General features: G+C 47.1%; 14 protein-coding genes. 7 read left to right on the forward strand and 7 right to left on the reverse strand.

Annotated elements, in window-relative coordinates:
• Nucleotides 1–14: 14 nt before the first annotated feature.
• Genes lipA through CRG49_RS05435 form a run of 3 tightly spaced genes read right to left on the reverse strand, consistent with a single transcriptional unit; the run spans nucleotide 15 to nucleotide 1,901 of the window.
• Nucleotides 15–998, reverse strand: coding sequence for a lipoyl synthase (lipA, locus tag CRG49_RS05425; RefSeq protein WP_095502033.1), 984 nt, complete (start codon nucleotides 996–998; stop codon nucleotides 15–17).
• Nucleotides 998–1,612 carry a lipoyl(octanoyl) transferase LipB gene (gene lipB, locus CRG49_RS05430; protein ID WP_095502034.1) on the reverse strand — a complete coding sequence of 205 codons (615 nt, stop codon included), beginning with the start codon at nucleotides 1,610–1,612 and terminating at the stop codon, nucleotides 998–1,000. The genes lipA and lipB overlap by 1 nt, the downstream gene beginning before the upstream one ends.
• 1 nt (nucleotide 1,613) lies before the next feature.
• A complete protein-coding gene (locus CRG49_RS05435) occupies nucleotides 1,614–1,901 on the reverse strand; it encodes a YbeD family protein (protein ID WP_095502035.1) in 288 nt (95 codons plus the stop codon).
• Nucleotides 1,902–2,134: 233 nt separating this feature from the next.
• Between CRG49_RS05435 and lon the strand changes: the two genes are divergently transcribed.
• The 4 genes from lon to CRG49_RS05455 all read left to right on the forward strand — a co-directional run bounded on the left by lon (nucleotide 2,135) and on the right by CRG49_RS05455 (nucleotide 6,698).
• Nucleotides 2,135–4,588, forward strand: coding sequence for an endopeptidase La (gene lon, locus CRG49_RS05440; protein ID WP_095502036.1), 2,454 nt, complete (start codon nucleotides 2,135–2,137; stop codon nucleotides 4,586–4,588).
• A gap of 186 nt (nucleotides 4,589–4,774) precedes the next feature.
• The gene (locus tag CRG49_RS05445) at nucleotides 4,775–5,044 is read left to right on the forward strand and encodes an HU family DNA-binding protein (RefSeq protein WP_095502037.1); all 270 of its coding nucleotides are present in this window, start codon (nucleotides 4,775–4,777) and stop codon (nucleotides 5,042–5,044) included.
• Nucleotides 5,045–5,196: 152 nt separating this feature from the next.
• Nucleotides 5,197–5,808, forward strand: coding sequence for a riboflavin synthase subunit alpha (locus tag CRG49_RS05450; protein WP_095502038.1), 612 nt, complete (start codon nucleotides 5,197–5,199; stop codon nucleotides 5,806–5,808).
• A gap of 23 nt (nucleotides 5,809–5,831) precedes the next feature.
• Nucleotides 5,832–6,698 (forward strand): ATP-binding protein, encoded by an 867-nt coding sequence (locus CRG49_RS05455; RefSeq protein WP_095502039.1) that lies wholly within the window; start codon nucleotides 5,832–5,834, stop codon nucleotides 6,696–6,698.
• 50 nt (nucleotides 6,699–6,748) lie between these two features.
• Here CRG49_RS05455 and CRG49_RS05460 read toward each other — a convergent pair whose 3' ends face one another.
• Nucleotides 6,749–7,180: a Spy/CpxP family protein refolding chaperone gene (locus CRG49_RS05460; RefSeq protein WP_232727246.1), complete on the reverse strand. Its 432-nt coding sequence runs from the start codon at nucleotides 7,178–7,180 to the stop codon at nucleotides 6,749–6,751.
• A gap of 277 nt (nucleotides 7,181–7,457) precedes the next feature.
• Here CRG49_RS05460 and rpe point away from each other — a divergent pair, with 277 nt between their 5' ends.
• Nucleotides 7,458–8,135, forward strand: coding sequence for a ribulose-phosphate 3-epimerase (gene rpe, locus CRG49_RS05465; RefSeq protein WP_095502040.1), 678 nt, complete (start codon nucleotides 7,458–7,460; stop codon nucleotides 8,133–8,135).
• Nucleotides 8,136–8,196: 61 nt separating this feature from the next.
• On the opposite strand, the gene efp is transcribed toward rpe, so the two are convergent.
• Both efp and earP read right to left on the reverse strand, forming a co-directional pair.
• Nucleotides 8,197–8,757, reverse strand: a complete 561-nt coding sequence (gene efp / locus CRG49_RS05470; protein WP_095502041.1) for an elongation factor P — start codon at nucleotides 8,755–8,757, stop codon at nucleotides 8,197–8,199.
• Between the two features lie 40 nt (nucleotides 8,758–8,797).
• The gene (earP, locus tag CRG49_RS05475; RefSeq protein WP_095502042.1) at nucleotides 8,798–9,964 is read right to left on the reverse strand and encodes an elongation factor P maturation arginine rhamnosyltransferase EarP; all 1,167 of its coding nucleotides are present in this window, start codon (nucleotides 9,962–9,964) and stop codon (nucleotides 8,798–8,800) included.
• Between the two features lie 212 nt (nucleotides 9,965–10,176).
• Here earP and grcA point away from each other — a divergent pair, with 212 nt between their 5' ends.
• Nucleotides 10,177–10,566 (forward strand): autonomous glycyl radical cofactor GrcA, encoded by a 390-nt coding sequence (gene grcA, locus CRG49_RS05480; protein WP_095502043.1) that lies wholly within the window; start codon nucleotides 10,177–10,179, stop codon nucleotides 10,564–10,566.
• 53 nt (nucleotides 10,567–10,619) lie between these two features.
• On the opposite strand, the gene CRG49_RS05485 is transcribed toward grcA, so the two are convergent.
• The gene (locus tag CRG49_RS05485; protein WP_095502044.1) at nucleotides 10,620–10,904 is read right to left on the reverse strand and encodes a hypothetical protein; all 285 of its coding nucleotides are present in this window, start codon (nucleotides 10,902–10,904) and stop codon (nucleotides 10,620–10,622) included.
• Between the two features lie 345 nt (nucleotides 10,905–11,249).
• Here CRG49_RS05485 and CRG49_RS05490 point away from each other — a divergent pair, with 345 nt between their 5' ends.
• Entirely contained in the window at nucleotides 11,250–12,770 is a 1,521-nt protein-coding gene (locus CRG49_RS05490) for an acetyl-CoA hydrolase/transferase family protein (RefSeq protein WP_095502045.1), read from the forward strand.
• The last annotated feature ends 515 nt before the right edge of the window (nucleotides 12,771–13,285 follow it).

Genomic DNA, 13,285 nt, shown 5'->3' on the forward strand with positions numbered 1-13,285 from the left:
TAAACACGTTTGATTTAATGGCTGCAACCGCCGCCGTGGCTTTCGCGCAGGGCTTCGGCAGCTTGTTCGTCCGCGTGGTAGCTGGATCGAACCATCGCGCCAATGGCGGCATTGCTAAAGCCCAATTCATACGCTTCTTTTTCAAAGATTTTGAATTGTTCGGGTGTCACATAACGCAACACCGGCAAATGGCCGTCTGAAGGTTGCAGATATTGGCCGATGGTAATCATCTCAATATTGTGGGCGCGCATATCACGCATGATTTCGCGCACGTCTTCATCGGTTTCACCCAAACCGACCATGATGCCGGATTTGGTTGGAATATGCGGCATCATTTCTTTATAGCGGCGCAACAAATCCAACGAATGCTGGTAATTGGCACCCGGACGGGCTTTTTTATACAGGCTCGGATGGGTTTCCAAATTGTGGTTCATCACATCCGGCGGTGTTTCGGCCAAAATTTTCAGGGCAATGTCCAAACGGCCGCGGAAATCCGGTACAAGAATTTCGATTTTGGTGTTCGGGCTGCGCTCGCGGATGGCTTTGATGCAGTCGGCAAAGTGTTGTGCTCCGCCGTCACGTAAATCATCGCGGTCAACGGAAGTAATTACCACATAACGTAAGTTCATGGCGGCAACAGATTCAGCCAGATTTTGTGGCTCATCCGGATCCAATAGGTTAGGGCGGCCGTGACCCACGTCGCAAAACGGACAACGACGGGTACAAATATCGCCCATAATCATGAAAGTGGCTGTGCCTCTGCTAAAGCATTCGCCGATATTCGGGCAAGAGGCTTCTTCACACACGGTGTGCATTTTTTGTTCGCGTAAAATATCTTTGATTTCAAAGAATTTTTTAGTAGGTAATTTGGCACGAATCCATTCCGGCTTTTTCAATTTTTCCTGCAACGGCACCACTTTAATCGGAATGCGGGCAGTTTTGTCGGCACTGCGTAATTTTACGCCGCGTTTGGGATCGTCAATTTTAATTTCACTCATCATGATTCTTTCGAGGTCAGTTGCGTGTTCAGATGGCCGGTGAGTTTATCGGCCACTTCTGCAAGCGTGGGGCACGGATTGATGAAATCCGCGATTTGGGTCATTTCCATACCGGCATAGCCGCAAGGGTTGATGTGGCTAAACGGGCTTAAGTCCATGTTTACATTCAAAGCTAAGCCATGATAGACCGAGCCGTTTTTGATGCGTAAACCGAGTGAAGCGATTTTGCGTTCGCCTACATACACACCGGGACGTTTCGGGTCGGCAGCGGCTTCAATGCTGTATTCGGCCAAGGTGGCAATGATGCTGTTTTCTAGTGCAGAAACGATGTGGCGCACGCTGGTTTTGCGGCGCTTGAAGTCAATCATGGTGTAAATCACCAACTGGCCGGGGCCGTGGTAAGTGATTTGGCCACCACGGTCGATTTGCACCACAGGAATATCGTCACGAATCAATAGATGCTCGGGCTTTCCGGCCAAACCTTGGGTAAACACCGGCGGATGCTCGACCACCCACAATTCGTCTTCAGTATGTTCGTCGCGGTTGGCATTAAACGCTTTCATCGCTTCGAATGTCGGCTGATATTCTACCAAGCCTTTCTGCACGATTTTCATCTTAGTAAACCACTTTCACCATTTCATGCGAAGTCAGGGCGCGGTAGATATTATCGAGCTGCTCTTTGCTGGTGGCTTCGATTTTTACGGTAGCGCCGGTGTAGTTGCCTTTGCTGCTCGGGAGGGTGGTCACGTGCGCTTCGGTGGTATTTGGGGCGTGTTCCTGAATGGCAGCTAAAATCGAGCTGACAAATTCAGGGTGGGTAATGCCCATTACTTTTAAAGGGAAGATACACGGAAACTCAAGCAGGGTTTCGGCTTGCTCGGGTGTATGGGTTTGATCAGACATGAGGTATTCCTTGTTAAGGCCGTCTGAAAGCCGATAAATGCTGTTCAGACGACCTGATTTTGTGTTCAGGCATATTTTAACGCAAACGCCAAGCCTTGTTAACCTGACTTGTCCTTGCATTTAAAATGGTTATCAGGCAAATATGCGCATTAAGCCGATTTTCAAGTCTTGAAATCCAATCTTTCAGCCCAACTTACGAGGCAACTTGATTCAAAACCGCAAGAGATACACATATGTCAGAAGACAACAAATATTTTGAGGAATACAGCGCGCTGGCCACGCTGCCGCTGCGTGATGTCGTGGTTTATCCGCACATGGTGCTGCCGTTGTTTGTCGGTCGCCCAAAATCGATTGCTGCGCTGGAAATGGCGATGAGCAACGATGATCCGGTGTTTTTGCTGGCGCAATTGGATCCGAATATTGAAGAGCCGTCTGCCAAAGATTTGCACCGCATGGGTACGGTTGCCCAAGTGTTGCAGGTATTGAAGCTGCCGGATGGTACGGTGAAGGTATTGGTAGAAGGCGTGCGCCGCGCCCGTGCGCTGACGGTGGAAGACAAAGGCGATTTATTCTTGTCGCACGTTGAAGCCGTGAATGAGAATGAAGACGAAGCCAATCCTGATGTGGAAGCGCTGCGTCGCACTTTATTGTCACAATTTGAGCAATACGCCAAATTGAACAAAAAAATTCCGGCTGAGGTGGTAAATACCATTAATGGCATCAGTGAAAACAGCCGCTTGGTTGATACCATTGCCGCGCATTTGCAATTGAAGCTGGAGCAGCGGCAAGAAATCTTGGAAACCGCCAGTATTGTCGGCCGCATGGAATTTTTGCTGGGTCAATTGGAAGCCGAACTCGACATCATGCAGGTTGAGAAGCGCATTCGTGGCCGTGTGAAACGCCAAATGGAAAAATCGCAGCGTGAGTATTATCTCAATGAGCAAGTCAAAGCCATTCAGAAAGAATTGGGCGAAGAAGACGAGCGTGGAGAATTGGATGCTTTGGAAGCCAAAATCAAAGCAGCCAGCATGAGCAAAGAAGCGCAAGAAAAAGCTTTGAGCGAACTGAAAAAGCTGAAGATGATGCCGCCAATGTCGGCCGAATCAACTGTGGTGCGCAACTACATCGATACGCTGCTAGATTTGCCGTGGAAGAAAAAAACGCGCGTTATCAAAGACATTGCCAAAGCAGATTTGGTTTTGAATGCCGACCATTTTGGTTTGGAAAAAGTCAAAGAACGCATTTTGGAATACTTGGCGGTGCAAAAGCGCAGCGACAAACTGAAGGGACCGATTCTGTGTTTGGTCGGTCCGCCGGGCGTAGGTAAAACCTCGTTGGGTCAATCGATTGCCAAAGCCACAGGCCGCAAATATGTGCGCATGGCTTTGGGTGGCGTGAAAGACGAAAGCGAAATCCGCGGCCACCGCCGTACCTATATCGGTTCGATGCCGGGAAAAATCATTCAAAGCATGATTAAAGCAGAAGTGAAAAATCCGTTGTTCTTGCTTGATGAAATCGACAAATTGGGCAATGATTTCCGCGGCGATCCGGCTTCGGCTTTGTTGGAAGTACTCGATCCGGAGCAAAACAATGCGTTTTCTGATCACTTCGTCGAAGTGGATTACGATTTGAGCGATGTCCTGTTTATCGCCACCTCCAACAGCATGAATATTCCATCGGCCTTGCTTGACCGCATGGAAATCATCCGCCTGTCAGGTTACACCGAAGATGAAAAAGTCAGCATCGCAATGCAGTATTTGGTGCCGAAGCAAATGGAACGCAACGGCGTGCGTGATGGTGAAATGGTGATTGAAGAATCTGCCGTACGCGATATCGTGCGTTATTACACGCGTGAGGCCGGTGTGCGCTCGCTTGACCGCGAAATTGCCAAAATCTGCCGCAAAGTGGTGATGGCGGTGCAACTGAAAGAAGATGCACAAAAAGCCAAAACCCGCAAAACCAAACTGAAAGCGATTGTGGTGAATGCCGATAATCTGCATGATTATCTAGGTGTGCGCCGTTTTGATTTCGGTGTGGCTGAGAATGAAAACCGTGTGGGTCAGGTAACCGGTTTGGCGTGGACGGAAGTTGGCGGCGAATTGTTGACCGTAGAAGCCGTGGCTTTGCCGGGTAAAGGCAACATTCAATCGACCGGTCAGCTGGGCGATGTGATGAAAGAATCCGTGACCGCGGCTTGGTCGGTATTGCGTTCACGCGCCACATCAGTCGGCTTGGCACCGAATTTCTACGAGAAACAAGATATGCATGTGCATGTGCCGGAAGGTGCAACGCCGAAAGACGGCCCGAGCGCGGGTATTGCCATGACCTTGGCGATGGTTTCCGCATTTACCGGCATTCCGGTGCGCGCTGATGTGGCGATGACGGGTGAGATTACCCTGCGCGGCGAAGTATTGCCGATTGGTGGTTTGAAAGAGAAACTGCTGGCGGCATTGCGCGGCGGCATCAAGCATGTGTTGATCCCGAAAGACAACGTCAAAGACTTGGAAGAGATTCCGGAAAACGTGAAAACCGGTCTGGAAATTCATGCTGTGAAGTGGATTGACGAAGTATTGGCTTTGGGTTTGGAATATCAGCCGCAGCCTTGGCAAGCTCCGTTGGAAAACGTGGAAACCTTGGCTGAAAGCCCGAAAATCAAGCCGTCAAGAGCCAAAGCGACAAAACACTGATTTGGTGTAAATGTGTTGTAAAAGAATACGGGTTTGCTTGCAAAGCCTGAAAAATAAAGCAATTCCGTATCTTTTCGCTTGACATGGTAATTTCAGAATTGCTATAAAGCACACAGGTACTCAAAAGTACGAAAAGCCCGAATCATCGGGTTCTCCATTATTTTCAACGATAGGAAGGGACTGATTGTGAACAAGTCTGAATTAATCGAAGCGATTGCTCAAGAAGCTGGTATTTCAAAAGCGGCTGCCCAAAAAGCATTGGATGCGACTACTAATGCCGTAACCGAAGTGCTGAAAAAAGGTGACACTGTCACTTTAGTAGGTTTTGGTACTTTCTACGTTGGCGAACGTGCCGAGCGTCAAGGCCGCAACCCTAAAACTGGCGAGCCTTTGACCATTGCTGCTGCTAAAACTCCTAAATTCCGTGCTGGTAAAGCATTGAAAGACGCGCTGTAATCTTTCATACGGCCTAATGATCAAAACCGAATCTGATGATTCGGTTTTTTGTTTGGATAAATAAAGAGGCCGTCTGAAAAATATACATGCTTTCAGACGGCCTATTGAATTTTGCGTTACAATTGCATTAATCAAAAAAACAAGGCATCAAAATGTTTACAGGTATTGTACAAGGCATGGGGCGCATTGTTGCGGTAAACCAACCATCGCCTGATTTCCGCACGCACATCGTCGAGCTGCCACTCAATATGGCCGATAATCTGCAAACCGGCGCATCCGTGGCCAACAACGGCTGTTGCCTAACCATTACCGAGATTGAGGCCAATCAAGTCAGCTTCGACTTAATGAACGAAACCTTGGCCAAAACAAATTTAGGCCGTCTGAAAGCAGGAGATTGGGTCAATTTGGAACGGGCGGCCAAGTTTGGCGACGAAATCGGCGGCCATGTGATGAGTGGGCATATTATGGCCACCACCACGATTACGCGCATTGATGAAAATGAATTTAACCGCACGCTTTGGTTTCGCCTGCCTGCGGATTTGAAGCCTTATATCCTAACCAAAGGCTTTGTCGGCTTGGATGGTTGCAGTCTGACGATTGGCGACGTGACCGACGATGAATTCAACGTCCACCTAATTCCCGAAACCTTAGAGTGCACCTTATTCGGTACGCGCCAAGTCGGCGATGAAATCAATATTGAAATCGACCCGCAAACACAAGCCATTGTCGATACCGTTTTGCGCGTGATGGCGCAACATCAATAACAGGCCGTCTGAAAAGAAAAACTATGGAACTTACTGAATTTTTGAAAAAAGCCGATGCGGTATTAAACCGCTTGGATTTGATTTTACCGTCAGAACAAACTGCCATTAATTGGAATGCGCTGGCTTACCGCTGGCAAAGTGTAGGGCTCAAAGGCGTATTGGAAAGCCTGCCCAATCCGCATACTTTCCCCCTCAGCCGCTTGGCAGCAGTCGGTTCGCAAACCGAGCGCTTGATTCGCAATACCGAGCAATTTTTGGCAGGCCGTCCGGCAAATAATGTGTTGATGACCGGTTCGCGCGGTACGGGCAAATCGTCGCTGGTGAAAGCTTTGCTACATGAGTATGCCGATCAAGGTTTGCGTTTGGTTGAAGTGGATAAAAGCGATTTAATCACGCTGCCGGCATTGTTGCCACTTTTGGCCGAACGCTCGGAAAAATTCATTATTTTCTGCGACGATTTGTCGTTTGAAACCGGTGATGAAACCTATAAAGCATTGAAAACCACTTTAGATGGCGGCTTATCGCAACGATGCAGCAATGTGTTAGTGTATGCCACGTCCAACCGCCGTCACTTAATGCCTGAATACATGGATGAAAACGGCGGTACGACCGGTATTCGTGGTGAGATCCATCAAAAAGAAGCGGTAGAAGAAAAAGTGTCTTTATCCGACCGTTTTGGTTTGTGGCTGAGCTTTTATCCGTTTGATCAGAATGATTATTTGCAGGCGGTGGAAAATTGGCTGGTCGACTTTGGCGTGGAATACGATGAAACTGCCAAAAAAGCAGCTTTATTGTGGGCACAAATGCGCAGCAACCGATCCGGCCGCTCGGCATGGCAATTTGCCTGTGATTGGGCAGGGCGTTTGCCAGAGCAACGGGTAATCGACTAAAACAAAAGGCACTTGAAAAAGTGCCTTTGTTGATTGCCTGTTCGGTAAAATTAGCGCAAGCAGCTATCCAGCCAAATTTGGCGCTGGCTCGGGCTTAACAAATGATAAATTCGGTGTTGAATCGCCAATTCGTCCACGGCAAAATCCATGCGCGACAGATAACGGCTTTCCACATAATCGCGCGCGTTGTTTTGATCAAAATTAGGATTGGTCAAAATTTTCATAATGTTGCGGCGGCGTGTGCGGTCGGTGCGCTGTTCTTTTTTGTAGGCTTTGTCGGCGGCGACTTTATAATCGGAGCGGATACGACGCAGCGCAGAATGCTGCTCTTGGCTGAGATTCAATTGGCGGAAATTGCAATTAGGATGAAAATCATCCAATTGTGAAGCGTGGGGCGCGGCATAAATCACACTACTGCACACCAACAGAACAGCAAACGATAAAACCTGAAAAACTAAAGGGGATTTCAACACAACAAACACAGCAATTTCCTAATTTTGAATACATATGCAATATAACGGATATGCATGTCAACGGCGGTTTCATACGCGTTAATTTGGGTTGGATTATCGTTAATTATAAATTAACAAACACTAATGTATGCTTTATTTTCAGTAGGTTATAAATCATGTAATTATTTTTTCAGAAACGTTGCATTTATTCATTAAGATTTTAAATAAATACATAATATGCTGATTTGCGTTAAAATAAACGTCAACCATCAGCCACACTCATCAAATTTTAAATTTTGGAGCATCTATGAGCCACTATCGTATTTCCCCGAGCATTCTTTCTGCCGATTTTGCCCGATTGGGTGAAGAAGTCAGCAACGTCATTGCAGCAGGTGCCGATTTGATTCACTTTGACGTGATGGATAACCATTATGTGCCGAATCTCACCTTTGGCCCGATGATTTGTTCGGCATTGAAACCATATGCCAGTGTGCCGATTGATGTGCATTTGATGGTTGAGCCGGTAGATGATTTGATTCAATCCTTTGCCAAAGCCGGCGCCAGCATCATTACTTTTCACCCAGAAGCCAGCAAACACGTTGACCGCAGCTTAAGCCTGATTCGTGATTTGGGCTGCCAAGCCGGTTTGGTATTGAATCCGGCCACTTCGGTGAGCGGGTTGGAAAATGTTTTGGATCGTTTGGACATGGTGTTGTTGATGTCGGTGAATCCGGGCTTTGGCGGACAAAGCTTTATCCCGCAAACCTTGGTGAAAATCCGCCAAGTGCGCGCTATGTTAGACAAATATGAAGCAGAAACCGGCCGACGCATTGCGCTGGAAGTTGATGGCGGCGTAAAAGTGGATAATATTGCCGAGATTGCTGCTGCTGGTGCGGATACCTTTGTGGCCGGTTCGGCTATTTTTGGCAAACCGGATTATAAAGCGGTAATTGATCAAATGCGTGAAGAATTGGCGCGTGTGTGAATCAATAAAAATAGGCCGTCTGAAATATTCAGACGGCCTATTTTTATTTTAAATCAGATAATTAAGCACGTTTGCGGAATTCACCGGTGCGGGTATCGATTTCGACTTTGTCGCCGGTTTCGATGTACGCCATTACTTGGATTTCGGTGCCGCCAACCAAGCGGGCAGTTTTCATCACTTTACCTGAAGTATCGCCTTTAACCGCAGGCTCGGTGTATTCTACTTCGCGCACGATGATGGTTGGCAATTCAACAGAAATCGGGTTGCCTTCGTAGAAGGTCACTTCGCATTGGTCTTCCATGCCGTCAACGATGAATTTCAATGCGTCGCCGATGTTTTCAGCTTCGATTTCGTATTGGTTGAATTCTTCGTCCATGAAGACATACATTGGGTCAGCAAAGTAGCTGTAAGTACAGTTTTTGCGTGACAATACCACGACGTCGAATTTGTCGTCGGCTTTAACGATGGTTTCAGAAGCCGCACCGGTCAGCAGGTTTTTCAACTTCATGCTGACTTTGGCTGAGCTGCGGCCACCTTTGATGTATTCGGTTTTTTGTACCACCATTGGGTCGCTGCCGACCATGAATACGTTACCCGGGCGCAGTTCTTGAGCTGTTTTCATTGTGTGTTTCCAATCAGATTCTAGTTACAAAATAAACGCGCTATTTTAGCGTATTTGAAACAAATTTGGCTAGTTTTTCCAGCGCGGTTGGTTGGGAAAACAAAAATTTCTGCCAATCTGCGACACTTTGCTGCCATTCTTCTCGGTGTGCCATCAGCGTTTGCCAAGCGTGGAGACGCTGTTCGGCCGATAATTCATGTGCACCATTGAGTTCATCGGATAAGGATTGATGTGCGGCCATAAGATGGGGCGGATAAAACGGCGCGGTTTTCTGCCAAAACGCATGCAGCTTTTCCAAATGTACCATTTCGTCTTGCGGATAAATGTGCCAGAAAAACGGCTTTGCCGCCAATTGCGCGCGCACGAAGCTGTCTTCGCCGCGAATCATCAGGCCGTCTGAAAGCTGCAACAGCTTGTCGAAATCTTGTTGCGGCACAAAAGGAATGCTAACCAGCGTGACACAGGCCGTCTGAAATGTATCGCAGGCGTGCTGTAAAGCGTTTTGGGGAATGGCTTGCGCTGCTTTCAGGCTGTCGATGATTTGATGACCGGCCAACAGCAGCGTAATAGGCTGGCCGTGTTGCTGCCACATTTCCAGCCAGCTTGCCCAAACCGGGCTGCGATAGCCGAACAATAACCATTCTTCGGCAGTTTTAGCGGGTAAGCCATAATGCCGTCTGAACAGGTTGGCATCAAAGTCAATACGTTGGCAAAAATCGGCTTCGCGTATCAGGCCGCCGCTTTTTTTGCTGAAGCCCATAAACCAGAAAAATTTCTGCACACCGTTGGCTTGCACCGATGGCAGCAAATGCAGGCGCTCGTTGCTGTCTTCCGCGCTCAAGTATTCCCAGTTGAGCCAAAGGGGACGGTATTGCTGAATGATGGTTAAAACATTTTCCGGCAGGTCGCAGGCGAAGGTTTCGATGACGATGTGCGGCGAGGGCAGGGTGGTGACATCATTGGCGGATTGTGCCGCCCATTTATGCACGGCAATATTTTGATGCACGCAGGGAACGGCCGGCAAATCAGGGCAGATCGCCTGTAAAGCGGACACATCGTCCACCCACAAATGCACCTGCCAATCCAGTTCTTGATGAAGTGCCTGTGCCAAACGCCACGACACACCAATGTCGCCGAAATTATCAATGACATTGCAAAACAGCCAGCAGGATTTTTTTTCAGACGGCCTGATTATTTCATTATTCATAAATTATGTTCACAAATCAGCAATGGTGCTGGGGTAAAATATTATGCGGTTACCCAAATCAGATTTTGATAATTTAACGATTAAAGACAATTGCTTAAATAGTTAAGCTGTAGTGTTTTGTAACTTGATTTATATCAATTTCTTTTCGGGCATAGGGTATAAAATAAGGCTGAATTAAGATTTTTTCTACATTAATGAAAGAGAAGGTAGTTATGGTTAAAGGTATTCAAATTACACAAGCGCAAAACGAAGCATTGTTGAACTCATTCTGGTTGCTGGACGACAGCACCAACGAAGCCCGTTGCTTGGTGGCAAAAGAGGAGAGTGGCTATCAAGCCGATGCTGTAGTGGCTTTGGCTGATTTGGGCGAAGTGTCTTACAAAGAAATTCCGCTGGACGTGAGCGCGCGTCCTAAAGTGGAAGGCGGCCAACATTTGAACGTCAATGTTTTGACCCGCGAGACTTTGGAAGATGCCGTAGCCAATCCGGACAAATATCCGCAATTGACCATCCGCGTTTCCGGCTATGCTGTGCGTTTCAATTCTTTGACGCCTGAACAACAACGCGACGTGATTACCCGCACATTCACCAACAGCCTGTAATTGCTTTAAGGTGTATCAAAGGCCGTCTGAATTTTTTCAGACGGCCTTTTGTATTAAAAACCACCGAAGTAATGCACCAAATAAATAATCAGCAACACAATCGGGATAAACAGCAACATGGTTTTGCGCTTTAATTCAAGTTCCCCTTTCAAATGATGCTTAATCACGTCAAAAAGCACGAATTTGAATAAAAACGTCGCTTCGCAAGCCAGAATAATGCCGTTAATCAGATATTGCGTATGATCCGGCGGCGGAATCAACACAAAAGCCAGCATAGTGATGAGCGGAATCAGGCACACAATCAGCCAGCGAATCAGCAAACCTTTGGAATCATTCATTGTTCAATCAAAACCGCAGTATTTCAATAAAGGCGTATTATTCACGCAAGTGGCGGAATCGTCTAGTAGCATTTGTCATTAATCACATTAAAAAGAAGAGGCCGTCTGAAACTGATTTAGCCAAAATCAGCGCCGTCTATTTACTTTGGAGAATGGTTTGTCGTGTGCGGTGGCACTAAAATCCCGTTCCATTAAGCCGTTCAGACGGCATTCTTTACACTTTGAAAGCTTTGTTATATAGTTTGTAGCACTATGTTATTTTAAGGCCGTCTGAAAAACAGATTGCCGATTTTTAGTTTAAAAAACAGCGACCACGCTCAAGATCCAAACCAAAGGAGAAAGCAAATGATTAATGCAGAAGAACGCATCCAGCACGAAGGCTTGCGCAACAAGATTATGTCTGCCGAGCAAGCAGCCGAATTTGTTCAAAACGGCATGAATGTTGCCATTACCGGCTTTACCGGCGCAGGCTATCCGAAACTTCTGCCGACTGCCATTGCAGAAAAAGCCAAAGCCGAACACGCTGCCGGCCGCCCATTCAGTATCGGCATGATTACCGGCGCCTCAACCGCGCCTGAGTGTGATGGTGTATTGGCCGCTGCCAATGCTGTGCATTTCCGCAATCCTTTCCAATCAGACCCATCACTGCGCAACAGCATCAACGCCGGTAACATCGCTTACCAAGACATGCACTTGTCGCACGTTGAGCAACAAATGCGCCAAGGTTTCTATGGCGATTTTGATTTGGCGATTATCGAAGTATCCGGTATTACCAAAGAAGGTAAATTGATTCCGGCCATGGGTATCGGCCACGGTAACGAAGCGCTGAAAGCCGCGAAAAAAGTTATTATTGAAGTTAACGCCGCACAAAATGCCAAATTGGAAGGCATGCACGACGTGGTGTTCGATATCGGTGTGCCGCCGCACCGCAAACCAATCGCCATCACCGGCCCGTTCGACCGCGTGGGTTCGCCTTATTTGGAATGTCCGGAAGAGAAAATCGCCGCCATCGTGTTGACCGACGCGGGTGACCGCAACAGCAAATTCGCTGATCCTGATGAAAACTCAAAAGCGATTGCCGCGCAAATCATCGATTTCTTCAGCCACGAAGTCAAAGCAGGCCGCTTGCCGAAAAATCTGCTGCCTTTGCAATCAGGCGTCGGCAACGTCGCCAATGCCGTGATGGCGGGCTTGTTGGATGCACCGTTTGACGATTTGACCGGTTACACCGAAGTATTGCAAGATGGTATGTTAGACTTGATTTTGGCCGGCAAAATGCAACACGCATCAGCCACCGCCTTGTCATTCAGCCCGGATGCATTGCAACGCTTTAACGATAACATCGACTTCCTGCGCGACAAACTGATTCTGCGCCCGATGGAATACACCAACAATCCTGAAGTCATCCGCCGCTTGGGCATCATCGGCATGAACGCTATGATTGAAGCCGACATCTACGGCAACGTAAACTCCACCCACGTGATGGGTACCAAAATGATGAACGGCATCGGTGGCTCAGGCGACTTTACCCGTAATGCCTTCTTCTCATTCTTCGTATCGCCATCTGTGGCCAAAGACGGCGCGATTTCATGTATCGTACCAATGGTTTCACACCACGACCATACCGAACACGACGTGATGTTTATCGTTACGGAGCAAGGTATGGCCGATTTGCGCGGCAAATCACCACGCCAACGCGCTCAATTGATTATCAACAACTGTGCGCACCCAGAATACCGCGACATGTTGCGTGACTACTACGACCGCGCCGAAAAAGCAGGTGGCCTACACACACCACACCTGTTGATGGAAGCCTTGTCATGGCACCAACGTTTTGTTGAAACCGGCGACATGCGTATCAAATAAAATGAAGTAAACCTTCATTGAAAAAAGCAGCTTGATGTTTTCAAGCTGCTTTTTATTTGTGAATTTGATGATAAAGAGTAGGTCGGATACTTGTATCCGACATTAAGCGTATTCTTAGCTAGAAACCAAATAAAAAATTCCTAAGCCCCTAACATAATATACAATATTTACCAGGATTGGATGAGTTGAGATAAAATGCTGTTTAATATTGGACTTTTCACTCCTTGTGTTTTAAATCTATACCTTCCCAGAGTACAAATTTAAATTACTGCTTAAGATTTAACTTGAAATTTATTATATTGTATTAGAGATAAAGAAGTTGCTCAATAGGTTGAATTTTATGAAAAATAAATTTACGCTGTAACCTCTCTGGGGAAGTAAAGGATTTATGTTTCATATGGCATATAATAGGGAAGGGGCTTAGGAAGCAAAATCATCAAAAAACCTGATAAGCTCCTAATATGAAACTAAAAAATAAGTATCAAAAGTTCAGCAAAATTTCAGAGCAAAAGTTT

It is taken from the genome of Neisseria sp. N95_16, from assembly GCF_002551535.2.
Classification (GTDB): domain Bacteria; phylum Pseudomonadota; class Gammaproteobacteria; order Burkholderiales; family Neisseriaceae; genus Neisseria; species Neisseria brasiliensis.